Source organism: Streptomyces tailanensis (genome assembly GCF_008386495.1).
GTDB classification, from domain to species: Bacteria; Actinomycetota; Actinomycetes; order Streptomycetales; family Streptomycetaceae; genus Streptomyces; species Streptomyces tailanensis.
Map to the genome: position 1 here is coordinate 1 of NZ_VTHJ01000095.1, position 24,136 is coordinate 24,136.

General features: G+C 69.9%; 15 protein-coding genes and 8 pseudogenes. 11 read left to right on the top strand and 12 right to left on the bottom strand.

The genetic code is table 11. The features are described 5' to 3' along the window. Window positions 1–250: pseudogene (locus F3T56_RS46710) on the top strand (MarR family winged helix-turn-helix transcriptional regulator); the annotation flags it as partial. A 223-nt stretch (window positions 251–473) separates the two neighbouring features. Here F3T56_RS46710 and F3T56_RS48935 read toward each other — a convergent pair. Further along, complete coding sequence (locus tag F3T56_RS48935; RefSeq protein WP_246204520.1) at window positions 474–662, bottom strand: hypothetical protein; 189 nt, start codon at window positions 660–662, stop codon at window positions 474–476. 404 nt (window positions 663–1,066) lie between these two features. Between F3T56_RS48935 and F3T56_RS46715 the strand changes: the two genes are divergently transcribed. Both F3T56_RS46715 and pglW read left to right on the top strand, forming a co-directional pair. Continuing rightward, window positions 1,067–1,243 (top strand): hypothetical protein, encoded by a 177-nt coding sequence (locus F3T56_RS46715; protein WP_172639420.1) that lies wholly within the window; start codon window positions 1,067–1,069, stop codon window positions 1,241–1,243. A gap of 115 nt (window positions 1,244–1,358) precedes the next feature. Beyond that, window positions 1,359–4,992: pseudogene (pglW, locus tag F3T56_RS42215) on the top strand (BREX system serine/threonine kinase PglW); the annotation flags it as partial. 129 nt (window positions 4,993–5,121) lie between these two features. Here pglW and F3T56_RS42220 read toward each other — a convergent pair. Further along, window positions 5,122–5,547: pseudogene (locus tag F3T56_RS42220) on the bottom strand (ATP-binding protein); the annotation flags it as partial. A 380-nt stretch (window positions 5,548–5,927) separates the two neighbouring features. On the opposite strand from F3T56_RS42220, the pseudogene F3T56_RS42225 reads away from it, so the two are divergent. Both F3T56_RS42225 and F3T56_RS42230 read left to right on the top strand, forming a co-directional pair. Next, window positions 5,928–6,756 (top strand): annotated as a pseudogene (locus F3T56_RS42225) (helix-turn-helix domain-containing protein). After that, complete coding sequence (locus F3T56_RS42230) at window positions 6,753–6,956, top strand: DUF397 domain-containing protein (protein WP_149830788.1); 204 nt, start codon at window positions 6,753–6,755, stop codon at window positions 6,954–6,956. The pseudogene F3T56_RS42225 and the gene F3T56_RS42230 overlap by 4 nt, the downstream one beginning before the upstream one ends. A 255-nt stretch (window positions 6,957–7,211) precedes the next feature. Here the strand turns inward: F3T56_RS42230 and F3T56_RS42235 are convergent, their stop codons facing one another. The 3 genes and pseudogenes from F3T56_RS42235 to F3T56_RS42245 form a co-directional block, all read right to left on the bottom strand. After that, window positions 7,212–7,943, bottom strand: a complete 732-nt coding sequence (locus tag F3T56_RS42235; RefSeq protein ID WP_149830789.1) for a hypothetical protein — start codon at window positions 7,941–7,943, stop codon at window positions 7,212–7,214. 254 nt (window positions 7,944–8,197) lie between these two features. Then, window positions 8,198–8,686 (bottom strand): annotated as a pseudogene (locus tag F3T56_RS42240) (Scr1 family TA system antitoxin-like transcriptional regulator); the annotation flags it as partial. An 85-nt stretch (window positions 8,687–8,771) separates the two neighbouring features. Further along, the gene (locus F3T56_RS42245; protein ID WP_149830790.1) at window positions 8,772–9,440 is read right to left on the bottom strand and encodes a DUF6879 family protein; all 669 of its coding nucleotides are present in this window, start codon (window positions 9,438–9,440) and stop codon (window positions 8,772–8,774) included. 57 nt (window positions 9,441–9,497) lie between these two features. Between F3T56_RS42245 and F3T56_RS42255 the strand changes: the two are divergent. Further along, window positions 9,498–9,740, top strand: a pseudogene (locus tag F3T56_RS42255) (SAM-dependent methyltransferase); the annotation flags it as partial. Between the two features lie 119 nt (window positions 9,741–9,859). Here F3T56_RS42255 and F3T56_RS42260 read toward each other — a convergent pair. Continuing rightward, window positions 9,860–12,709, bottom strand: coding sequence for a tetratricopeptide repeat protein (locus tag F3T56_RS42260; protein WP_172639421.1), 2,850 nt, complete (start codon window positions 12,707–12,709; stop codon window positions 9,860–9,862). A 211-nt stretch (window positions 12,710–12,920) separates the two neighbouring features. On the opposite strand from F3T56_RS42260, the gene F3T56_RS42265 reads away from it, so the two are divergent. Beyond that, window positions 12,921–14,180, top strand: a complete 1,260-nt coding sequence (locus F3T56_RS42265; protein ID WP_149830792.1) for a glycosyltransferase family 4 protein — start codon at window positions 12,921–12,923, stop codon at window positions 14,178–14,180. Window positions 14,181–14,228: 48 nt separating this feature from the next. After that, window positions 14,229–14,996: a hypothetical protein gene (locus F3T56_RS42270; protein ID WP_246204521.1), complete on the top strand. Its 768-nt coding sequence runs from the start codon at window positions 14,229–14,231 to the stop codon at window positions 14,994–14,996. A 28-nt stretch (window positions 14,997–15,024) separates the two neighbouring features. Here the strand turns inward: F3T56_RS42270 and F3T56_RS42275 are convergent, their stop codons facing one another. The 4 genes from F3T56_RS42275 to F3T56_RS42290 all read right to left on the bottom strand — a co-directional run bounded on the left by F3T56_RS42275 (window position 15,025) and on the right by F3T56_RS42290 (window position 18,137). After that, complete coding sequence (locus tag F3T56_RS42275) at window positions 15,025–15,414, bottom strand: hypothetical protein (protein ID WP_149830793.1); 390 nt, start codon at window positions 15,412–15,414, stop codon at window positions 15,025–15,027. Window positions 15,415–15,514: 100 nt separating this feature from the next. Continuing rightward, window positions 15,515–15,934: a hypothetical protein gene (locus tag F3T56_RS42280; RefSeq protein WP_172639422.1), complete on the bottom strand. Its 420-nt coding sequence runs from the start codon at window positions 15,932–15,934 to the stop codon at window positions 15,515–15,517. A gap of 212 nt (window positions 15,935–16,146) precedes the next feature. Next, the gene (locus tag F3T56_RS42285) at window positions 16,147–17,466 is read right to left on the bottom strand and encodes an NsdA family TPR-like regulatory protein (RefSeq protein ID WP_172639423.1); all 1,320 of its coding nucleotides are present in this window, start codon (window positions 17,464–17,466) and stop codon (window positions 16,147–16,149) included. 149 nt (window positions 17,467–17,615) lie between these two features. Beyond that, the gene (locus tag F3T56_RS42290; protein WP_149830796.1) at window positions 17,616–18,137 is read right to left on the bottom strand and encodes a toll/interleukin-1 receptor domain-containing protein; all 522 of its coding nucleotides are present in this window, start codon (window positions 18,135–18,137) and stop codon (window positions 17,616–17,618) included. A 46-nt stretch (window positions 18,138–18,183) separates the two neighbouring features. On the opposite strand from F3T56_RS42290, the gene F3T56_RS42295 reads away from it, so the two are divergent. Next, the gene (locus F3T56_RS42295; RefSeq protein ID WP_149830797.1) at window positions 18,184–19,989 is read left to right on the top strand and encodes a tetratricopeptide repeat protein; all 1,806 of its coding nucleotides are present in this window, start codon (window positions 18,184–18,186) and stop codon (window positions 19,987–19,989) included. A 132-nt stretch (window positions 19,990–20,121) separates the two neighbouring features. Here F3T56_RS42295 and F3T56_RS42300 read toward each other — a convergent pair whose 3' ends face one another. After that, complete coding sequence (locus F3T56_RS42300) at window positions 20,122–20,451, bottom strand: hypothetical protein (RefSeq protein WP_425473740.1); 330 nt, start codon at window positions 20,449–20,451, stop codon at window positions 20,122–20,124. Window positions 20,452–20,516: 65 nt separating this feature from the next. After that, on the bottom strand, window positions 20,517–20,813 hold the full coding sequence (locus F3T56_RS42305) for a hypothetical protein (RefSeq protein WP_149830799.1): 297 nt from the start codon (window positions 20,811–20,813) through the stop codon (window positions 20,517–20,519). 109 nt (window positions 20,814–20,922) lie between these two features. On the opposite strand from F3T56_RS42305, the pseudogene F3T56_RS42310 reads away from it, so the two are divergent. Further along, window positions 20,923–23,406, top strand: a pseudogene (locus F3T56_RS42310) (BREX-2 system ATPase PglY); the annotation flags it as partial. Between the two features lies 1 nt (window position 23,407). Beyond that, window positions 23,408–24,070 (top strand): annotated as a pseudogene (locus tag F3T56_RS42315) (DEAD/DEAH box helicase); the annotation flags it as partial. Window positions 24,071–24,136 lie beyond the last annotated feature (66 nt).

Here is a 24,136-nt window from a genome sequence, read left to right on the forward strand (position 1 = left end):
TGAACTTGTCGCCGCGGGCGCGGTGACCGTGGAGAGCGATCCGCACTCCGCCCGGTCGAAGCTCGTGCGCCTCACGGCGGCCGGTGTCCGGCGCCGCGCGGAGACGATGCAGATACTGGCCGGGCTCGAAGCCGCACTCGCCGAACGCGTCGGCGCGGATACCGTCACCGCACTACGGGCCGCACTGGAGGAACCGTGGGGATCTCCGGAATCGGCAGCGGCGGACCCCCCCGACCTTTCCACCCGGTAACGCTGTTTGCTCCCGGGGGCAGTGGCCGAGTTCCACGCCGACAAGGGCTACGACTGCGACCACCTGCGTCGTTGGCTCAGCAAACGCGGCCTGCGGCTGTCCGCCCGCCGTGGATTGGCCTGGGGCTTTGACGTCGACAGGTGGCAGGAGCGGGCCAGCACCCGCCGAAGGCGCACGAGCCAGTGGCCACGGTCCTCGCTCGATTCGACGGCGGTCATCGCCCTCAGGATCGGGTGAGCCGTTCGACGTGGTGGTGGATGTGCTCCACGTGGTGCTCGGATTCCGGTTTCATCAGCACGCTGCGGAGGATGCACGCGCTGTCGGCGTCCGCGGTGATTTTGGGGTGGCGTGCGGTGAACGCCTCGCGGTCGGCTCTCAGGGTGCTCAGGAACACCGGGTCGGGGCTCGTCATGCCGTCCGCCAGGATGCGGGCGGAGGCCGTGTCGATGCCGCTCAGGGTGGCGGGGTCGGCAACGGGGAAGTAGCTGACGATGTACCAGTTCCGGCTGTTGGTAGAGCTCCAGGTGGTCGGAGGCGGTGGCGATCGTGCCGCTGGTGGCGTGCCAGTCTGTTCCGGTACTTCGGTACCGAGGAAGAGATCGTCCTGGGGCGCCTGGAGGAATCCGGTCGCCGGGTTGCGGAGGCGCTCGTCCCCCGCCCCGACGGCGACCCTGGGAGGCGCTGCGCCGGGCGTTCGACGTCCTGACGCAGAATGACGAGCAGGCCCCCGAGCGGGTGCTCGGCTACCTGCGGATGCTCCGGGAGACCCCGTCCGAGCAGAGGACCGATGCCGGGCATGCTGGTCACGATCTCTGCGTGCGGATGGGCCCGGAAGGCCTTGGCGATGTCCTCGTCGAGCTCGGCGATCTTTCGGTCGAGGCCGAGCAGCTCCAGCGCGAGAGCCTGGACCAGCCGGGCGGCGGCCTGCTCACCGGGAACCGCGGTGTGCTGCCGGCCGGCGGCTTCCACTGCGGTCCGGGCGAGCACGGCTGACCAGCGGGCTCCGCGGCCGCGAAGCCACTTCTCGAGGCGGCTGGCGCCGAGTCGGCGGATCGCGCCGGGCGTCGGGTAGCCCGTCAGCAGAACCAACGGTCCCATGTTGGCCAGGTTCGCCGAGACCATGCGCTCCGCGCACTCCAGCCGCATCCACCACCGGGCGCTCGCTGCCCGCTCCGTGCTCGTCGTCCCCCGGCCGCGCGGCGGGAAGGGCCGGGCGGTGGGGGAGGAGGCCGCCTGGCTCACCCCGCACCTCCAGATCTCCGACTGGCAGATCGCCACCCAGCGCAGCGGCGACTCCTCCCAGGGCCAGGGCATGACCCGCTTCGCGCCGACCGCCTTGTCCGCGATGCACCTGGCCGACGACGCCGACGCCTACCTCGCCCCCGAACTCACCGCCCTCAACCCCGACCCGGTCCACCTCGACGTGTACGGGCTCGGCGTCCTCACCTACCTGCTGGTCACCGGCAAGGCCCCGGCCGCCAGCCAGGCCGAGCTGCTGGCCCGCCTGGAGGCGGGGGAGGGCCTGCGCCCCAGCTCCCTGGTGGACGGCCTGTCGGAGGACGTGGACGAGCTGGTCCAGGCCGCCACCGCCTACCGGCCCGGCCAGCGGCTGTCCAGCGTGGACGAGTTCCTGGAGCTGCTGGAGGTCGTCGAGGACTCCCTCACCGCCCCGGCCCCGTCGGCCATCGCCACGGAGGGGCCGGGCGACGAGGACGACGGGACCACCGCCGACAAGGACCCGCTGGAGGCCGTCGCCGGTGACGTGTTCGCCGGCCGGTGGGAGATCCGCCGCCGCCTCGGCACCGGCTCCACCAGCCGCGCCTTCCTCGTCCGCGACCTTCAGGCCGAAGCCCGCAGGACCCGCCCGCTGGCCGTGCTGAAGGTCGCCCTCTCCGACAGCCGCAGCGAGATCCTCGCCCGCGAGGCCGAGGCCATGGGACGCCTGCGCGCCCACTCCGGCATCATCCGCCTCGTCGAACCCGAGCCGCTGCACATCGGCGGCCGTACTGTCCTGGCACTGGAGTACGTCGGCGACGAGCGCGACGACAACGGACAGGGCACCGAGGGCGGCGGACGTCCGCGCCGCCGTGAGGAGACCGTCGCCCGCCAGCTCCGCGAGAACGGCCGCCTCCAGGTCGACCAGCTGGAGGCGTACGGCGACTACCTCTTCGGAGCCGTCGACTTCCTGGAGGGCGAGGGCGTCTGGCACCGCGACATCAAGCCCGACAACATCGCCATCCGCATCCGCCCCAACCGCACCCGCGAACTCGTCCTCATCGACTTCTCCCTCGCCGGCTACCCGGCGAAGAGCACCAACGCGGGCACCGACGGTTACCTCGACCCCTTCGTCGACGTCATCACCCGCGGCTCGTACGACTCGCACGCCGAGCGGTACGCAGTCGCCGTCACCCTGCACCAGATGGCCTCCGGCGAGCTGCCCAAGTGGGGCGACGGCAGTGTCCTGCCTCGCATGACCGACGCGAAGGAGTGGCCGTACCCGACCATCGCGGCCGAGGCCTTCGACCCGGCCGTTCGGGACGGTCTCGTCGCCTTCTTCCAGAAGGCCCTGCACCGCGACGCCGGCAAGCGGTTCCCCGAGCTGAAGCCGATGCGGGACGCATGGCGCAAGGTCTTCCTCGACGCCTCCCAGACCGTCCCGTCCAGCCACCGTTCCCGCCACCCGGCCGCCGCGACCACGGGGGAGGGGACACCCGCCGAGGCGCCGCCGCGGCGGCGATCGCGGACGCCGAGCCTGAGACCGCCGAGCAGCAGCGCGACCGCCTCGCCGCCGAGGTCACCCGAGACACCCCGCTGACCGTCTCCGGCCTCACGCCCGCCGCCCAGTCCTTCCTCTACGGCCTGGGCATCACGACGGTCGGCGAACTGCTCGACTACAGCCGCCGCAAGCTCGTCAACGCTCCTGGGCTGGGCGCCAAGACCCGCAACGAGGTGCAGCAGCGTCAGCGCGAGTGGGGCGAGCGGCTGCGCGAGATACCCGTCTCGCCGCTCACGCCGAAGGGCCGCGCGGAGGCCAAGGAGGAGCTGGAGCAGCTCACCGCCGCCGAGTCGGCCCTCGTCGGTGAACTCGCCACGGGAGAGTCGGCGGGCGCGCTGTCCCCCCGCACGCTCCGCTCCGTCAGCCTCGACACCCTCGCCACCGTCTTCGTGCCCGCCGTCAACAACAACGGCTCGAACCGCAACAAGGCGGAGATGGTGCGGCTGCTGCTGCGCCTGCCCGACGAGCACGGCGTGCTGCCCGACATCGGGGTCTGGCCGAAGCAGAAGGACGTCGCGGAGGGCCTTGGGCTGAGCCAGGGCCGTATCCCGCAGATGCTCAAGGACGAGCGCAAGCGCTGGAAGGCGGAGCCCGCCGTCCAGGCACTGTGCGAGGAGATCATCGACCTGCTGGTGAGCATGGGCCGCGTCGCTTCGGCGGTGGAGATCGCGGATGCCCTGGCGGTCCGGCGTGGCACGCATCTCGCGGGGCGCGAGCAGCGGCGGGCGATGGCGCTGGCGGCCGTACGGGCCGTGGTCGAGGTCGAGCAACTGCTGCCGCAGGAAGCCGAGTTCCAGCACCAGCCGAATCGCAAGGCGACGGACGAGTCCCTGGGCGCCGGCCTGCTCGCGCTCGACGTGCGGGAGAACGACGGCCCGGACACCCCGACCGCGCCGGGCCTGCTGGAGTACGCGACCCGTCTCGGCAAGACGGCCGACAGGCTCGCCAGGCTGGACACCCTGCCGACGGCCGCGACCGTCCTGGCTGAGCTGGGCGCGCTGACGGTGCCGCCGGGCACGGTGGACTGGGACGAGCGGCGCATGGTGGAGCTCGCGGCTGCGGCCTCCGTGAACGCCGCCGCCACGCCACGCCTGGAGATCTACCCACGGGACCTGTCGCTGGTCAGGGCGCTGCGCCTCACGCAAGCCGGGCTCGTCCGCTGGATCCCGGGTATGCCGGAGGGCCAGCAGCCGGGCCTGACCGGCGAGGCCGTGCACGAGCGGGTCCGCGCTCGCTTCCCGGAGATGGTCGTTCCCGACGGGCGTGGCGGCACGCACCACGAACTGCCGACGGGCGGCCCGCTCACCAAGGCGTTGCGCGACGCCGGCTTCGAACTCTCGCTCAGCATGCACGAACGCGAGGGCGTGCTGCGCTACCTGCCGACGCGGGTGGACGACGCGTCGAGCTACCTGACGACGGGCGCGTGGCGGCAGTCGACGCGTACGGGTGCGGTGACGCGGTACGCCGACGACCCGCAGCTCGCGGGCGCCGTACGCGCGGAGGAACGGCTCCTCGCGTCAGCCCGCCGGGACGGGTACCGGGTGCTGACCGTACGGCAGCAGCTGGTGCGGACGCGGTGCGGGAGCTGAGTGCCGGGCGGCTGGGCACCGAGGCGGTTTCGGTGACGGAGCTGTTCCTGGAGGCCCTGCACGCGCAGGTCACACCGGGCACCAAGCCCACCTGGGAGACCCTGCTCAAGGCGGACGCTGCCGAGCCGGGTTCGAGGGGCGCGGTGCGGTTCGCGGAGTACGCGCGGACGGCATGGGGCGCGGTGGAGCCCCGGATCGCGGAGTTGCTGGGCAACGGTGGTGGCGGTGGGGCCGGTCCTGTTGGTCCTGTGCTGCTGACGGAGGCCGGGGTGTTCGCGCGGTACGACGCGATGGGCGTCCTGGACCGGCTGGCGTCGGCGGCCCGGCGGGGCGGGCGGGGACTGTGGCTCCTGGTCCCGCAGAACGACCCCCCCCGGTCGCGACCCGAGGTCGTCGCGCAGCAGTGAAGCAGTAGTCAGGAGTAGATCGAGGTCCGTCGGTTCAAGGGCCACCCGGTGCGTGAGCGGGTGGCCTTGGGGCCGCACGCGCAGCTTCGCCCAAACGGTCTTGCCTGGGGCTGCCGGGCGAGGGCTGACGCCCCAGTCGTCCGCGAGGGCGGCGACCAGAAGCAGGCCCCGGCCGGACTCGGAAAGCGAGTCGGGCGCCGGGGCACTGGCCGGAGGCCGTTTCTCGGCGCGGGTGTCGGTCACCTCGATGCGGAAGGTGCCCTCTGCCAGCGTGAGTTGGAGGTGGAAGTCCCGCCCGGGGACGTGGCCGTGGCGTACGGCGTTGGCGCTGAGTTCGGCCGTGATGAGGGTGAGCGTCTCGTTGGCCGGGGTCGTGTACGGGTGGCCCCAGTCGTTCAGGCGGTGCGAGACGAGTCGGCGGGCGAGGCGGGCACCGCGCGGGGTTGAGGTGAAGCGCATGGTGAACTCGCGTTCGGGTGCGGGGTGTTGTGGCATATGCCCGTTCGGGGGAGTTGCTGACTTCATGGGGTCAACGGTTGCGGACTCTGCGTAGCGTTGAACAGGAGTGATGCGCTGACGGGTGCGGGCTGTACACGTGGTCGCGTCCCGCTTCGTGGTGTAAGCGACCTTGCTCGACGCGTTCCGGTAAGCCGCGCGTCGGCCACCCCACCGGACACGGCGCCCGGATCGCACAGCGGCTGACCAGCCGTCAGACCATGCGCGGCCCCGAACCGCGCCGATGACGTGCGGATTCCGGCGCCTTGATCCGCTACACCACTTGGCGGGACGCCACCGTACACGTGGGCGGCGCGCTTGTACGTGGTGTTGGCGTGACCGGTTCACGGGCCGTGCGTTGGGCGGGCGGAGTGCGGTGACTGTGATGGTCGTACGAGAGGAGCTGCGGCGTGAACGACGAGGTTCAGCAGCCGGAGTACGAGTTCGGGGCGGGCATTCTCCATGTGTTCGGGCGGCAGTTGAAGCTGTTCCGGGAGCGAGCGGGGATGGACCGCGCGAAGCTCGGGTCGCTGACCGGGTACTCGGCCTCGACGATCGCGTCGTTTGAGCAGGGGCGACGTATTCCACCGCCGAAGTTCATCGACCGGGCGGATGAAGTGCTGGACGCGGGTGGGGTGTTGTGCACGAGCAAGGAGGAGGTGGCTCGGGCTCAGTATCCGGCGTTCTTCCGGGATGCGGCCAAGTTGGAGGCCGAGGCGGTTGAGCTTCATGCGTACGACACTCAGTTGGTCAACGGCTTGTTGCAGACCGAGGAGTACGCGCGAGCGGTGTTTGCCATGTGGCAGCCACTGCTGGACGAAGCGCTCATAGAGTAGCGAGTAGCCGCACGACTGGCGCGGCAGGAGATCTTCTCCCGACGCCCGGCGCCGCATCTGAGCTTTGTGATCGAGGAGGCTGTCCTGCTCCGGCCGTTCGGCGGAGAGGCTGTCTGGCGAGGCCAGTTGGAGCACCTCATGCTGATGGCGGAGAAGCGCAACGTGGTGATCCAGGTGATGCCGTTGTCCCGCCAGGAACATGCGGGACTCGCTGGACCGTTCACCTTGATGGAGGCCCAGGATGGGCGCAGGATCGCGTACACGGAGGTAAGGCGACAGCCGTGTGCACACAGAGCGTCGGAAGGTGCGGGAGCTTGAGCGTACGTACGGGATCCTTCGCGCGCAGGTCCACACTCCGACAGAATCGCTGGCGTTGATCGAAAAGTTGCTGGGAGAGAGATGAGCGGGGAAAAGGCGGGGCCGGACACCGATGCCCTGGCATGGTTCAAGAGCAGCTACAGCGCTGGCGACGGGGGCCAGTGCGTTGAGGTTGCGGCTGGGATAGGCGCCGTACACGTCCGCGACTCAAAGGACACAACCCGTGCCGCACTAACCGTAGAACCCACGGCGTGGACCGCGTTCGTCGAGTTCGCGGCACTCTGACAGGGGCAGGGCCCTCGGCGGGCGGGACGGGCCCGCCTCTGTGCTGGGGCCGGACGGGTAGGCCGGCTATATCCGTGGCGTGATCGATGGGTGCCCCCGCGAGCAGTTCCGTCACGCGTTGGCGCCCTGCTCCAACTCCGGAGCGGGGCGCCAACACGGCGCGGCCTCGTAAAGCCTCCGGCCCAGTAGAGCGCATATCGAGCCGTGAACGTGTGGCGTAGGCGAGGGGCTTAACGCCCTTCAGCGCACCGAGAGTCAGCTTTCCGAGTCCTCGGACACCGGCGCCGTGCCGCACGCCAGCCCCGGCCACGACTCCGGTGGCGGCCCAAACGCGCGACGACCGGCCCTCACCGCCAGAGCCGCGAGGGCGGCGTTGGCGCCACCACCGATCACAGCGCCGATACCGAACGGCGCCACTCGGCCGAGAACGATGATTCCCTGTTTGGTCCCGTACTTCGTGATGAAGTTCTTCCCCAGGATCTTGTTGATCTGGCGCAACGTCTCGACTGGCACCTTGGCGACAACTTGACGTCCCCAGTGTTGACCCGTGCGCTCGGCGACTTTGCTGATGGTGGTGGAGCCGCTCCCGCCGAGCATGACTCCCATCACGATCGTTCGGCGGCGCTCGACCTCGTCGATGGGGACTCCGTGGACTTCGGCGACCGACAGCGCGAAGAGGGCGCTCAGCTCAAGAGACGAGAGAGTCTCGCCCGCCGACAGTGCCAGCGCGACTCCCGTGCCGACGCCGGGCGCGGCTGCGGTTGCTCCCACTGCGGCACCCGTCCCGCTCAAAGCGCTGACGTACATCCGCTCCAGACCGCGGATCACCTGTGCCGGTGTCGCCTCCGGGTTCCGCTGCCGGGCTCGGGCGATGTTCTTGCGCACCAGTGGGGTCTGGAGGTCGATCGCCTTGTCCAGAAGTTCGAGGACTCGCTGCCCACGTCCGGCTTCTTCCGGATCCGGTCCGTCGTGGGTATCTGCTGCCATGCCTTGGACCCCCCAGGTCGTCACGTGCCAACTGAAACTGTCACTTAATCAGCCGAACGGACCTTTCGCCAGATGGAACAGGCCATCGAAGGGGTAGCTGATACTGCGGATGCCGACAGCCTCTGTGACGCGGCAAGCGCGGCCTTCGACGTCTCGCCTGTAGGCCTCGGTGGGTCGCCGACGACGTGTTCGGCGGCGGGGTTCCTGTCCGGCATGGGGCATGAGCGGCCCTGAGGGGGAACCGGTGAGCGAGGTCATGAGCGGCGCTCCTCTGCCGAGTGGTCTGTCGTACCGACCGGCGGGTGCAATTTCCGTCGTGCCGCACTGATGAGATGGTGCGCGTCAGCGTCGTACACGGTGGACTCCCGGAGTGTCTTCCAGGTACGCAGGTACGTGGCCACGCTGACTTCGTCATCGATCCACAACTCCGCGTGCCAGTTCTCGACGATCACTTGGCGGTCGTCGTAGATCCAGAAGGCGGTGGCCGGGGGGATCTTGAGCGAAGCGGACAGGGGGGTGATCCCCAGCTCCACCGTGTCCAGGCCGATGGCTCCTGCGAGGCGGTCGAGTTGTGCGGCGAGCACGGACGGCGGACAGACCAGGGCGCGAAGGGCGGCTTCCCACAGGATGAGGTGGAAACGCTTGGACGAGTCGTACAGCGCCTCTTGCCGCTTCATGCGGGACCGGACCGCCTCCTCGGTGTCGCGCGGCGATCGCTGGAACTCCGCGTATCTCGTGAACAGGGGCGGAGAGCCGGAGTTCGCGCAGTCGTACCCCGAGTGCTTCTCGTGCCTGCTGGTAGTCCGTGCTCACCGGAGCGCACCTGCCTCAGTTCTCCTGTGCGGTCAACCGTGCCGCGCACTCCTCGTACGGGATGGCATGATGCAGCGCCGCGTCGCGTGTCATGGCGTACCGCAGTACTGCGGCAGGCTCGGTGATCAGCTCGACGTTGACGAGGTTGTCGGCGTCGTCGAAGTTGAGCAGCGCGACCAGCCGCGAGTCGAAGATCCAGAAATCTTCGGCGGGCAGGCCGAAGCGGTTGGCATCCTCACGCGACAGATTGAGGATCTTCTCGCCGACGGCGCTGTTGCGACGTGCGTTGTCGAGCAGATACAGCTGGCCTGCCGTAGGCGGGTTGTCGACGATGCGGACACGCTCGAACCGCTTGCCGAGCGCGGTCTGCTCGCGGCGTTCGGCGCACCACTCCGCGTCGACGCCCTGCCAGTTGACGGGCTCACCACGCATGAACTGGGCGTAAGTGTCGGTGAGCTCGTCCGACGCGTATCGGCGGCGCGTCTCCAGGCGCCACGCCGTGTGCTCGAACTGTGTGAAGAGTCGGTCGAACTCGTCCAGCCCGATGATGTTCGGCACTCGGACCACCTCCTTCGGGCCGAAATCGACCAGCAGCTCGCGCGGCACCACGATGGGCACCTCGCCCTCGTTCAGGTGCCGGAGCCGGGCGAGGTCGCCCTGCCTGTTGCGGGACGACCTCCGCATGGATATCCGGGATGTGCTGGCAGATCCGGAGGTGGTTCCCGCGGCCATGGCCCAGCACGTGTCCGCCTTCACCGAGGGCACCCTGTGAGCCCCCTGCGCGCCCCGTACATGCCCGGGGCAGATGAAGGACGCCAGGGGCCGTTCGTCGTGGCGATGTTCACCTACCGCTACAGCTACCGCCCGGCCGTCTGGGAGCGTCTGCTCACGCGGGCCGGGTTCGCCACGGCCGACGCGCGGGTGCTCGACGCGCCTCATCCCGGGCACATCGGCACGCTCCTCGTCCGTGCGGTCGCACCGTGACGGATTTAGTCAAGAGCATCCGTTCGAGGTACGCGGGTGCCCGAAGCGGCGGCGCGTCCTCCTGTCCGGCCGCCCCGAAGGCGTGAGGCGGCGAGACGGCGGGAACGGTGGTCGCGCGATCACTGCGACGGCAGACGCGGTGGGTCGGGGTTGTCGACGTCCCCTTGTGAACGGACACTCTCCGCAGACTCGTTGGAGGCGAGTTCGGTCAGAAAGGCCGCCGTGGCGGTCGCCCCGGCGGCGCCGATGGCCCGTTGGATGCGCAGCGCCTCCCGTACCCGTCCACGAGCGGTGTCGATGTCACCTGTCGCCTCGGCCGCCCGGCCGAGCCCGACCAGCGCCTCCGCTTCTTCGAGGGGACTACCCAGACCGCGGGCGATGTCCAGGGCGGACTCGTGCGCGGCCGCGGATTCGGCCGTCCGTCCGACGGACAGCTCCAGCTTCCCCAGCGAGTTGTTCGTCGCGGCCAGGCCCAGGCGCTCGCCGAGTTTGCTGTAGAGGTCCTGCGCCTCGCCGAGGCGCTCCCGTGCCTCGTCCGGCCGCCCGGTGTCCAGCAGCATGTCGGCGAGTTCCTTCAACGCACACGCCATCCCCAGCTCTTCGCCGATCGCCCGGAAGAGAGTCAGGGACGCGGCGAAGGCGTCTTCGGCCTCGCCGTGCCTCCCGAGTCTGTGCAACGCGGCACCGTAGTCGATGAGAAGTTCCGCTTCCAGGGCACGGTCGGCGAGCCTGGTGGCCAGTTTCCGGGCCTTGGCGAGCAGCTTGACGGATTCCTCGTACCGGCCCATCAAGCGCAGGACACTGCCCAGCTTGGTCGTCGTCTGCGCTTCGACGAGAGCGATGCCCAGCTCCTGGGAGAGCGCGAGCGCCTCGCCGAGAGCGTCCTGGGCCTGGTCGTACTGGTCCATGAAGTACCAGGTGTTGCCGAGGTTCTTGAGGGCCGTGACCCGGCCCAGGACGCTGTTCAACTCCTTGTGGAGCGTGAGCGCCTTGGCGAGCTGCCGTTCCGCCTCCGGGTAGTCGTCCCTGAGGTAGGCGAGGGTGCCGAGTTCGAGCAGTGCGTTCGCCACGCCCAGCCGGTCCCCCGTCGCACGGCTCAGTTCCAGCGCCTGGCGGAACCGGTCCGCGGCGTCATCGCTTCTGCCGGTCAGGTAGCACACCGAGCCCTGTGCGAGCAGGGCGGCGACCTGACCGCGTTCGTCGCCGGACGTGGAGAAGGCGTCGAGGGCGGCGGTCGTGGCCGTCTCGGCCTGCGGATAGTCACCGTGGTTCCGGTGGGCGTTTCCGAGTTCGAGCAGAGCGGTGGCCTCCGCGACCGGATCGCCCAGGACCCGCGCCGCCGTCACCGCGTCCCGGTGCAGTCGGGCGGCGACGTCCCACGGGCCGCTCAGACTCAGATGCTGCGACATGGCGGCGGTCAGCGTGACCACCCGTGGCGGGCTGCCCGAGGCGGTGCGCAGGCAGGCGAGCAGATTGCCGCGCTCCGCCGCCATCCACGCCATCGCCGCTTTCCGGTCCGCGAGCGTCGGCAGATCGTCACGGTCACGAGCCGTGCGGGCGGCCGCAGTGAGTGCGGGCGGGGTCGGGGCCGCTGCCTCCCGGAGCAGGCGGTCGGCGTTGAGGGCGGCGTCCTGGAAGTAGTCGAGGAGCCGGTCCACCGCGTCCCGTCGCAAGTCGGCGTCTCGGTCCTCGTTCAGACCGCGCAGGTACTCGGCGATCAGGTCGTGGAGTTCGTAACGGCCGAGGACGTGCTCATCCAGCAGGTTGTCGTCGTACAGGGCTTCCAACTGGCGGGTGGTGTCGCGCAACGTGCCGGCCGTGAGCGCCGCGCCCGCGTACGCGTCCAGGTCCGGGCCGGGGTGCAGACCCAGCGTGGTGAAGAACTCCTGCCTGACGGGGGTCAGGGCCCGGTACGACAGTTCGAAGGCGGCCGCCACCTCGACGTTGCGGACGCGCAGCGCCGCTAAGCGGTTCACCCCGTCGCGCATCTCCGCCACCAGGTGCTCCACGGTGAGAGCCTTCCGGTTCCTCATGCGCCCCCCGAGCAGGGTGATGGCCAGCGGAAGGTGCCCCGCCAGCTTCATCAGCTCGCCGACCGGGCTGCCCGGCGGCAGCGGACGCTGCGCCGTCCGGCGGAACATCCGCGCCGCCGCGTCCGGTGCCAGCACGTCGAGGGCGATCGTCACCGCGTCGAGGCCCGTCATCCGGTGCCGACTGGTCACCAGCACCAAGGACGAGGGTGAGCCCGGCAGCAGCGGGCGGACCTGCGCGTCGTCCAGCGCGTTGTCCAGCACCAGCAGCACCCTGCGGTCGGCCATCAGAGTCCGCCACAGCGTCGCCCGCTTCTCCAGGGTGTTCGGCAGCTGTCCCGGCGGGACACCGACCGCGGACAGCAGCTCCGCCAGGGCGTCCGCCGGCGATACGGGCTGCTCGTGCGAGAAGGCGTGAAGGTTCACGAACAGCTGCCCGTCGGGAAACCTGTTGCGCAGTGTGTGACCGGCGTGGGTGACGAAGGCCGACTTGCCCACGCCCGGTTTCCCGTCCACCGCGTGTACGGCGATCACCCTGTCATGGGCCCTGGCCGTGCGTACCGCGTCGGTGAGCAGGCTCAGCTCCCGCTCACGACCGGTGAAATGGGGCGTGTCCCGCGGGAGTTGGTTGCGCGACGGTATCTGTGACGCGATGTCGGCCGCGGCTGAGAGGTTCTCCAAGGCGTCGAACAGGCCGAGCACATACTTGCGACGGGTGTCCGATACGCCCTTCGACCCGCCGATGACCTCCAGGCAGTGATCGACGTACCGCTCCACCAGAGACCGGTCGAAGGCCCGCTTCCACAGCCCGCGTTCGATCGCCGAGATCGTGGCGTCCGTTCTGCCGGTCGGCTTCTCCAGGTCGACCTGCCGGAGCCCGGCCTCGCGGCGCAACCGCGCCAGCTCAAGGCCCAGCGCGCGTTTCTGCGGGTCGGTCATGTCCCGCCCTCCCATCGTGGCTCTTTCAGTGGATTCCAGCGCAGCCATCGCTGCCACACCCTGCTCACCTGCAAGAACGCCCATATCTTCGTCGCCGGTTCCAGAGTTCGGTCGGTGATGGCCGTCTGGAACCGACGCTGGGCTCGCAACGCGAACCAGCCCCCGGCCGCCCGGCCGGGGGCGCGGACAGGCAGCGAGAACGGCGAAGAGCATGACAGCGCAACCGCGTACCGAGCACGAGTCGCACGGCCTCGGAATGCCGAGGTCGTACCTCTTCCTCTGCCCGATGTGGGCGCCGGCCCGAGGCGGGGTGCCCGCGTTCAACCGTTCGTTCGCGACCGCGATGGCCGAGACCGGACACCGCACCGCGTGCCTGGTGAAGAGTGCCACCGCCGAGGAGCACGAGGACGCGCGGCGGTGCGGTGTGACGCTGCTGACCGCCGAGAGGACGCCGGCCGGGCCGGACTTCCTGCTTCGCGCTGCGTCCGCTGTCGACTTCGGCGCCGATGTGATCGTGGGGCACGACCGGTTCAGTGGCTGCGAGGCGTGGGCCTACGCCCGGCAGTACACATCCGCCCAGCTCGTGTACATCGCTCACACCGTGCCCGCGGAGATCGAGCGTTACAAGAACTCGGGGAACGCCACGGCCCGTATCGAGGAACGGGAGCGGATCATCCGCGAGGTGGGCGCGGCGGCCGATGTGGTGGCCGCCGTCGGCCCGCGGATCACCCGCTGTACGGCCGACCTGCTCGCCGGGGAGAACACCACGGGCATCGGCGGCGTCGTCCGGCTCGACCCGGGCATCACGCCGACAACCCTCACCCCCCGGCGTCCGCCCGGCACGCGGCATGTGCTGGTCCTCGGGCGCACCGAGGACATCGGCCTCAAGGGCCTGGACATCGCGGCCCGCGCCGTCGCCGACGTCCCGGTGCTGCCCGGCCCGGCGCTGACCCTCCTGGTCAGGGGTGCCCACGCGGACGAGTGCGACGGGCTGCACAAGACTCTCGTGAAGGTGTCCGGGCTGGCCCGGGAACGCGTCGACGTCCGCCCCTACACCGTCGACCCGGCCGAACTCCGGCGGGACCTCACCCGGTCCGCCCTGTGCCTGATGCCCTCCCGCGTCGAGGGCTTCGGCCTGGTGTCCCTGGAGGCGATCGCCGCGGGCACACCGGTACTGGTGAGCGGAAGCAGCGGTGTCGCCGAGCTGCTGCGCGAGATTCTGGGGCGCAGCGCGGAGCCGATGATCGTGGAGATGTCCGACGACGAGAAGACCGACGTCCGCCGCTGGAGGGACGCGATCGCCAAGGTGACGTCCGACCTCGACGCCGCCTTCACGTATGCCGAGGAGGTACGGACGCGCCTGGTCGGGCCGCTCGACTGGCACGGCACCGCACGTACTCTGGCCGCCGCCGTCGACAGTGCCGCCGGCACGGCCCCCGCTCGCCCCGCCCTTCCGGCACATCCTTTCTGACCCGTCCGCGGACCCGCGATGCGGGGTCTGGACGCCGGCGATGCGGGTATGTACCCCACCGGAGCCGGAGCCGGCGTACGGGGGGAGGCGGCGGAGATTCTGTCGGTGATGGTCAACATCGCGGTCGGGCTCGTGACCAGTGTGATCAGCGGTAGCTGCGTCTGGCTGTGGCAGCGCGGCAAGCAGGCTCGCGCACTGCGGCGGAAGGCGGCGTTCTTCGGCATCGCGCCGGGCGGGGAATGCCTGATCGTGATGAACGACAAGTACGACCGGCCCGGCAGCGCCGCCCACCGTGACGTGCGAGCGATGATCGAAGTGGCGACCCTGGCCAGTGAGTTGGGCTGCCAGGTGTCCGTGGAGTCGAGCAACGTTTTCCGCGGCAGCAACGACGGCCGGACCGAGTTCTGCATCGGAGGCCCGTGGAGCGGCTCCAACCTCCGCACGGGTGGCCACTTGACCGCCCATGTCCCGGGAGTCGCGTGGCGTCCGTTCGGGCAGGGACCGGACTCCAACGCGATCGTGGTCGGGGACAAGCGCTTCACGTGGGACCGCGGCAACGAGGAGTACGCGCTCGTCGCCAAGTTCACGCCCCCGGAATCGACGCGCCCGGTGTTCCTGGTCTGCGGCCAGAGTTCGCTGGCCAATCACGCCGCGGTCCACTTCCTCAAGCGTGCCCATAAGGAACTGACAAGGGTCGTCTCATCGATCGACCGGTTCTGCATCGTCGTACGGGTCTCGTCCATCGCCACCTATGGCTTCCAGCGCACCGGCCTCGAAGGCGACGTCACCGCCGCCGCCTTCGCCGGCCCCGTGTGATCCCGGGGGTTGCCCCGGCTTGTTCCCGCTACCGGCCTCTGACGCCGAACTCGCCGGCTTCCACGCTCCCTGTCGAGGTCAACGAGGTGTCCCGCATCTTCCACATCCCGACGAGCGGCGGGGTCGGCCTGACCGCGTAGTCGGGTGCGACGAAGTACATGCCGCCGTCCGCCCACAGAGTCAGGTACGAGGCGGCTTCACGCCGCGTGGTCGGTGCGGCCCCGATGACCGTGACGGGCGCCGGATCCGGGCCCGTCCACTCAGCGGTGAAGAACTCCGGCTCGGATCCCAACTGCTGGCTGATCGCCATACGGAAGTTCGCGATCGACTCTTCGACGCCGGCCCGTGAGGAGAACTTGCGGCCGATGTACGTGGGTGTCTCCCGGTGCTGCCGACGGCGGTTTCCGAAGAGTGGCACTGCGTCCTCCGATGACGTGGGTATGAGGGACAGAACACGACGGTCGGCGGCGGCCCGTCGCCGCCGCCGACCCGCGGGGGTGAGGGGGACGAAACCGTTCTCAGCCCGCCACGACATGGGCCTTGGGATCGGCGTCGGTGAACGCGTCGGCGACCTTGGTGATCAGCTTCCGGGCGTGCATGCCGCCGGTGAAACCGTGCGGTGCGTAGAGTTCCACCGAGCGCGACGTCCCGCGGTCCCACACGTACATGTGGACCGCGGTCCCGTTGCCCGTACCGCCGCCGCCGAATTTGGGTACGAACACCCCCACCATGAAGTCCGGGGGATCGTTGTCCAGGCTTGCGAACGGTGAATCGTCGGTCGGGGTGAAGAATCCGCTCTGGTCGTTGCCCATCAGTTTCGCCGCCGCGCCGCCGAGCACAGAGCCCACGCCCCGTGCTCTCTGAGCTCCGACGCGGAACACCTCGGCGCATTGCTTCAACGTGAGTGTGGTGTCCAGCTTTGCCTGCTTGCTTCCCATGTACCGACCTCTGGTTCGTGTACGGCTTTCCGGCGGCCCACTACCGGGGCGAAGCCATGACGGGTGAGGCGGGAACGGCGCCGCGAGGGGGAGGGCCGACCACCGACCAACCTTGACGCCCCCTCGCTCCGGGCAACACCAGCCCCCGCCCCTCGCGACGGAAGAAGCGTATGGGCGGCGTGGGGGCCGCACCATCGTTGCCTGTTGCCAAATCAACTGGCCATCGCGCAACCCGCGCAGCGCAGCGCAGCCGTCACGCGGGCATGCAACTCCCGCATGTCGGGGCGAGCGTGCCGACGGCGCAGCGACGACGCGAGCATCCGGAGCTGGGTGCGGACGACGTGGGAGCACAGTCCCTCGGAGTCCTTCAGCAAGCCGTCCACCACCGGAACGACGGCGTCCAGCTCGCCGGAGGCCGCGAGGCCGAGGGTGAGCCGAGCGGTGAACAGGGCCCGGAGCCTGGTCGCTCGAACCGGCAGCCGGCCGAGGCCGGTGCGGATCATCGCCGCGGCCTCGTCCGGCCGCCCGAGGTCGTACAGGCACCAGCCCTCGACCAGGTCGCCGAGACTTGACGTGCATTCAGAGCCGACGACCAGCGCGAGCGGCCGATGCCGGGCTCCCGGGCTGGTCCCGGCTCCGGTGCGCCGACTCCCTTCGAGGCTGGGCCCGACCGCCGCCTCAAGCAGTTCACCTGCCCGGTCCAGGGCAGCCGCACAGAGATCGCTGCTCCCCGCCAGCGCCAGTCCCTGAGCCTCCCGGAAGGCGGCCAGGGCCTGGATGCGCGGGCTGTTCCTGGCGCGTCGGCCGGCCTCGGCGGCGTACTCGGTGACACTTCGGGCGTCCCCCTGATACAGCGCCAGTCCGGCCCTGCGGATCAGAGTGTGGTCGGCTAGGTCGAATGCGCCGGCTTCGACGGCCAGGCCCTCGGTGCGCCCGATCCATCGCTCGGCCTCCGGCAGTCTCCCCGACTCCTGCGCCATCCATCCCGCGAACTCGCAGTGGAAAGCGAGGAGTTCCAGGTACTGCCGACGGGCTGCCGGGGTGCGCGCGGCCCGGGCCAGTGTTGCCAGCAGATCGATCGCGCCGCTCACCTGCCGAAGGACGGGCGTCGGCGACATCCGCTGGGCGAGTCGGCGCAACTCCACGAGGTGGACGGCGAAGTGGGTGGCGGACCGTGCGTCCTCCCCGTCGTCCACCGCCGGTAACGCCGCCGGACAGAGGGCCGAGGGCGGAGGTGGGGCGGAGTCGTCGCCCGTATCCGGCAGCCCTTGCGTCGCATCCGGACGCAGGGCGGACGGAGAAGACGAGGCAGCTCGTCGAACGGGTGGCGTCACCAGGCCGGACAGTTCCCCGTTGGCGCCCAGCGCCGTGTCGCACAGCCGGGCCAGCTGCTGGCTCGGCCCTCGTTTCCCCGACTCGACCCGGCTCAGGTAGGAGGGCGAGTAGTGGACGAGGCCGGAGAGTCCGGACAGGGACAGTCCGGCCCTTATTCGGCGTAACTGAAGTGCTTGCCCGAAGGGGACTGACGGCACGGCGGTACTCCTGCTCAAGGCGGTGAGTCAGGACGGTATCGGTTGAACTGGCTACTTGTCCGCTGATTCCCGGTGAATCCCGGCTGTGGAGGTCGTCCGGCACGCGGATCAGCCCCGGCCCCAACTGATCCGCGTGCTCTCCGAGGCCGTCAGGGCAGTCGGCCGAGCAGGGCGTCGACCTCGTCGACCAGCCGTTCCAGGTCGGCCGGGGCGTACCGGTGGTGCAGCCGCAGGTACTGATGGCTGCTCAACTGGGCGATGGCGGGAGGCAGTTCCTGCTCCTGCGGTAGATTGGCGTTCAGCAGGACCGGAACCACCCGCACCCCGCTGTGAAACGCCTGAAGGATCTCCCGGCGCACCCAGTCGGCCGGATTGTGCAGGCGCGGCCTGCCATGGCGGTCGGCGGCGTCGAGCCAGCGCGGACCGATCACCGCCAGCATCACGGAGGACTCCTTCACCGCGTTCAGGATGGCGTCCGCGAAGTCCTCGCCGGGACGGATCGACCGAGGGGCGCGGAAGACCACCTCAGGCCCGAAACGCGCGCACAGCGCGGTGTCGATCAAGGCCGCGCCGAACGGTTCGTCGCCGGTCCGGTAGCTGATGAAGATACGTGTCGAGGGCCGGCCGCCCGGCTGCCGCCGGCCCACCGAAGCGAGGGTGTCAGTGCTCATGACGGGATCGAAGCGCAAGGCGGCGGGTGAAAAAAACGGCCCTGAGGTGAAATCGGGTCCCGCCCTCGGGCGACACCCCGACCCGGCCCCCAAGGTTCCGCCTGGCTTCACCGCCACCTGGCAGGAGTTTCGGTCGGGCCTGCGCCAGGTCCACACGGCTGTGGCCCTTGCCCTGGGCGATGACCGAGAAGGCGAGACCGAGGCACTGCGGGCGGTGGCCCGCACCCCGGTCTTCGATCTCTTCGGTCCCCGGGACGGCTGCACCGATGAGGAACGGGGGCGATGGCTGGCCGACCGGGTGGCCCGGGGCGTGCAGCAGGCCCGCGACACCGCTCCGGCGGTCGTACCGGGCGGCCTGGGCGGCGCCGCGGGCCAGGCACTGGTGCTCTGGTGCCTGCATGTCGTGCTCGGTATCCCGCTCGAGGAACTCGGCGCCGCTCAGGACGGCGACATCGATCCCCCGCTGCGAGGGCGGGACCTGGCCCAGAAGATCGAGGGCCGGATGTGGCTCAGCGCCAGACCCACCGGCAGGGCCGAGCCCGGCATCGTCACCCTCTACCACGAGGTGCAGGCCGCCCTGCGCGACCGCTTCCCCACCAGGGAGGACGGCGGCGACGAAGAACTCGCCCGCGCCCACTTCGGCTACGAATGGCGCCGCCTCACGCAACTCGGTCTGGAACCCGAACGCGATCTGCTGACGCTGCTGAGCACGCTCGCCCCTGACCCGCTGCCCGTCTCCTTCCTCGCCAGTGCGTGGGGCCCGCTCCCCGGCCCCCTGCGCGACCTGGGAAGCAGCACCCATCTGATGGCGTTGGCCCTGCGCCGACTGCTCGACCGGGGCCTGCTCCTGGTGACCTCCCGGGACGACACCCGGCTGGTCGGTATCCCTCAGCTGCTGCACCCGCTGCCCGTGGGGACCCTGGACCCGGCACAGCGCCGCCGCTGGGCCAACATCGCCCTGCGCTTTCTCAGCGTGGCCCTGCGCGGAGACACCCACGACCACGACTCGTGGCCCGAGTGGCGCGACGCCCGGCCTCACGTGCTGCACCTCGTCGCCCTGGCCGAAGAGTACGGTGAAGGGCTCCAGGAGGCCGCCGACCTGATGGACCGCCTCTCGGTCTTCCACCGGGTCCGCGGCGAGGACCCGGATGCCTTGACGGCAGCCCGCCGCGCCCTGAGCCTGTACGAGAGGGCGGGGAATCCCTCGCCCGTCAAGCAGGCCACGTACCTCACCAACTACGCGGTGGCCGTGCGGGCAGTCGAGGGCCCTGCCGCAGCCTTGGAGCCCGTCGAACGCGCTCTCGCCGTCGAAGCGAACCGGTCCGACGCCGACCACGCCCAGACACTCAACCTCTACGCGTCGATCCTGGAGAGCGCCGGCCGGCCCCGGGATGCGGACGAGGCCTTCCGACAGTCCATCGCCATCGCCCGCCGCTGCCATGAGGACACCGGCAGCGAAGAGGACGCGGAAGCGCTCGCCATGGTCCTCAACGACTACTCCGTGCACCTGCTGCGCCACGCCCCCGAGAAGGGCACCTCGGCTCGGGCCGTAGCCGGTGACGTGCTGCGGATGCTGGACGAGGCCGAAAACGTCACCCGCCCCGGAGGCTATGGCACGGAGCAGATCATGCTGAACCGAGCCGACGCCATGCGTCGGCTCGGCCGTCCCGAGGACGCCCGCCAGGTTCTCGAACAGCTCGTCGCCCTGTGTGAGGAGTGGGACGAGCCCACGCTGCTGCTGTTCGCCGCCCTCGTCGACCTCGCCGAAGTCCTCAACGGCCTCGGCGACCCCCGCCACGAGGAAGTCTTGCGTCGGGCACATGAGGTCGACGACTTCCTCGCCACTTCGTAGTGCAGCCCCGCGGCTGCTCACCGGGGCCACCCGTACTTCCGGATCCTCCCCTACGATCTGACCAGTAACGGACGGGCCTCGGGCAGGGGCGGCAGGGGAACGAAGCGAGAAGGGGGACGGGCCGTGTTCGGCTCAGAGCTTCACGACGACCACGCGGTCGGCGCACAGCTTGCGCATGTCGTCCTCGTCCGACGTGAACACGGTGACCGGGCCGGGCTGCCGGAGGGCGACGGCGGCGAGGGCCGCGTCGATGGCGTACTTGTGGCCGTGCAGACCCGTCTCCTTGAGAAGGCCGGTGGCCTCCTTGGCGATCTCCTCGGTCACCGGCTCGACACGGATCTTGGAGAGAGCCCAGTGCCACTTGGGGAGGTGGCGCGTCGGGTCGTAGGCCTCGATGAGAGTCATCGAGGTGGTGACGACCGGGATACCCGCATCGTCGGCGTGCCGAAGGTAGGCACCCATGCGACGCTCCCCGCGCACCCACTGCGAAAGCCCTTCGCTGTCGAGTACGTAGATCCGGTTTCCGGTCACGCGGCAGCTCGCTTCTGCCCGTGCGGGTGCTCACCGGCTTCGCGGGCACTGGTGCGCTCGGCGTGCTGCCGCTCCAGGTCGCGTTGCTCGGCCTCGACCTCGGCCAGTTCCGCCTCGGTGATCTCCCCGTACTCGGACTCCCACCACTGCACCGCCTCGTGCAGACGCTCCCGCTCCCGCTGGCGCTCTATGGCGTGCGTGACATAGCGGCTGAAGCCGCCGGGGCCGACCTCGGCCCGGATGGCCTCGGCGAGCTCCTCGGGAAGCGTCACGGTGTACTTCTTGGTTGCCATACCGTCGACCATACCGAGGGTCCGATCGGGCAGCCAACCGAGAGCGGATATTTCGCACGATCGAGTACAAGCGGTGGCGGAGGCCACCAGATGGAGAGCGTGACCGGTAATGGCTCAGCAGCAGCCCCTCCTCCGCGATGTCATCGACATCAAAGAGAACATCTCCACCTCGGACTTCGTGCTGTCCCTCGCCGAGGCGACGACACCCGAAGGCGCCCAGCATGCGCTCAAGGACTACGTCGTCACCGAGCGGCTGCTGGAGAACTTCGACGAGGCGCTGGCGCTCATCAAGTCCTCGCTCGACGGACACCGCTCCAAAGCCGCCTACCTGCACGGCTCGTTCGGTTCCGGCAAGTCCCACTTCATGGCCGTGCTGTACGCGCTGCTCAGCGGCGACCCGGCCGCCCGCGCCCGTACCGAGTTCGACCCGGTGCTGACCAGGCACGAGTGGCTGACCACCGACGGCAAGAGGTTCCTGCTCGTGCCGTACCACATGCTCGGCGCCAAGGCCCTCGAACAGCGGGTGCTCGGCGGGTACGTCACGCACGTCAAGAAGCTGCACCCGGACGCCCCGACCCCGCAGGTGTACCGGACCGACTCCCTCTTCGCCGACATCCGCGCCAACCGTGCCACCTAGGGTGACGAAGCGGTCATCCGTGGCCTGGGCGGCAGTGACGCGGGCGACGGCGAAACGGACGAGTGGGGTGAGGGCTTCGCCTGGACCCCGCAGCTCCTCGACACCGCCCTCGCCGCCGAGGAGAACCACGAGGGGGGCACCCCGCTCAACCTCCGTAATCCCTCCACCCCGGCCGAGCTGCGCGCCAAGCTGGTCAACGACGCCAGCACCAACCTCTTTCCCGGCTTCGCCAAGAACGCCGCCGAGAACGAGCACGGCTTCATCTCCCTGGGCGCCGGTCTGTCCGTCATCGCCGAGCACGCCAAGTCGCTCGGCTACGACGGCCTCGTCCTGTTCCTGGACGAGCTGATCCTCTGGCTCGCGACCCTCATCCACGAGCAGAAGTTCGTGGCCCGCGAGGCCAGCAAGATCACGAACTTCGTGGAGGGCGGCGACGCCCGCCGCGCCATCCCCGTCGTGTCGTTCATCGCCCGCCAGCGCGACCTGCGTGAACTCGTCGGGGAAGAGGTGTCCGGGGCGGCGGAAGCCTCCATCCAGGACACCCTGAACCTGGCCTCCGGCCGCTTCGACAAGATCACCCTGGAGGACCGCAACCTCCCGCAGATCGCTCACGCGCGCATCCTCAAGCCGAAGGACGCCGATGCGGAACGGCTCGTCGAGGCGGCCTTCGAGCAGACCAAGCGGGTCGGCACCCAGGTCTGGGACACCCTCCTCGGCTCGGAGAAGGGCACGACCGGCGCGGACGCTGAGTCGTTCCGGCTGACGTACCCGTTCTCGCCGGCGTTCATGGACACCCTCGTCCACATCTCGTCCGCGCTGCAGCGTTCCCGTACCGGTCTGAAACTGATGGGGCAGCTGCTCGCCGATCACCGCAACGAGATCCGGCTCGGGCAGCTCATCCCGGTCGGCGACCTCTACCCGGTGATCGCGGAGGGCGGCGACAAGCCGTTCACCGACAGTCTGAAGGTCGTCTTCGAGGCCGCCGACAAGCTTTACAAGACCAAGCTTCGGCCCTATCTCCTCAGCTCGTACGACATCACCGAGGACGACGTCGAGCAGTACGTCAACCGGCCGGAGGCCATCACCGACCCGCAGCGCGCCAACCGCTGCCGGATGTTCGTCGGCGACAACCGGCTCGTGTGCACCCTGCTGCTCTCGGCGCTCGCGCCCAGCGTGCCCTCCCTGGCGGAGCTGACCATCCGGCGGCTCGGCGCGCTCAACCACGGGTCGGTCCTCGCGCCCATCCCGGGCGCCGAGGTCGGCATCATCAAGAATAAGGTCGCCGAGTGGGCGGCCCGGTTCCCCGAGATCAAGGAGACCGGCACCGACGCCAATCCCGGCGTACGGCTGGAGCTGTCCGGCGTCGACGTGGACTCCGTCATCGCCAACACCCAGGTCAACGACAACCCCGGCAACCGGGTCGCCCTCGCCCGCCGCCTGCTGTCCGAGGAACTGGGCGTCGAGCACGGGCAGTTGAGCGACCAGCTCAGCTTCACCTGGCGCGGTACCTCCCGCACCGCCGAGATCGTCTTCGGCAACCTCGCCGACGAGGACGAGCTGCCCGACCACGACCTGATGCCGCAGGAGGACGGTCGCTGGCGTATCGCGATAGACCTCCCCTTCGACGAGGGCGAGTGGGGCCCGGTCGAGGACGTCAACCGCATCCGGCGGCTGCGCGAGCGCCAGCAGGGCGAGCGGTCCCGTATCCTCGCCTGGCTGCCTGCCCACCTGTCCGCGCAGCGCTTCGCCGACTTCCGGCGTCTCGTCGTCATCGACAAGGCCCTCGCCGACGAGCACCGCTTCGACACCCAGTACGCCGGCCACCTCAACGCCGACAACCGCAGCCGCGCCAAGGGCCTCCTCGAAACCCAGCGCGAGGCTCTGCTCAAGCAGGTCAAGGGTGCCTTCAAGCAGGCGTACGGGCTCGCCCAGAAGCAGGCCGCCGACGTCGTCCCCGTCGGCTGCCCCCATCCTGCGCTTCCTCACTGAGGAGGGCTTCCTCGACAGCGACGGTGGGATGCTGTTCGTCGGCCCCGAGGCGGAACGCCGCTTCGGCAAAAGGCACTTCATCGAACTCACCGCCTCCTTTACCGCACCTCCGCAGTTCACCGTCCTGTCCGGACGCACGGAGATCGGCCGCACCGACCCGAGCGTGCTCACAGAGGAACGCCCCGGCCCCAGGCGGTTGCTACTCGGTGGACGCAGTTGGCAGGTCACGTACATTGACTGGCTGCGCAAACGCGTCTTCGTCGAGCCGGCCGACGGCGGCGGAATCGCCAAGTGGATGAATGGCGGCGTCGCCGGACTGTCGTACGCCCTGACGCGTGCCATGCGCGAGGTACTGCTGGGCGCGAACCCGCCCGTCTCCCTCACCCGGCGTGCGGAGGCGTGCCTGGCCGAGCAGCGCGAAAGCGACGCACCTGACACCGTCCACCCGGGCGGCACGTTGATCACGCGCGTCGGCTCCGATGTCCGTTGGTGGACCTGGGCCGGTTACCGCGCCAACGCCACCCTGGCGGCCACCCTCCAGTCGGTCACCGACCCTCTGCAACGGCCCACCGACAGCTGGCTGCGTCTGCGCGAGAACCTCACCCCGGCCGATTGGCGTACGGCCCGTGAGCTTGGCGTTTATCCTCGGCGGGCTTGGTGTTCCTTGATCGACTCAGCGCGTTTGGCCGTCTTGCCG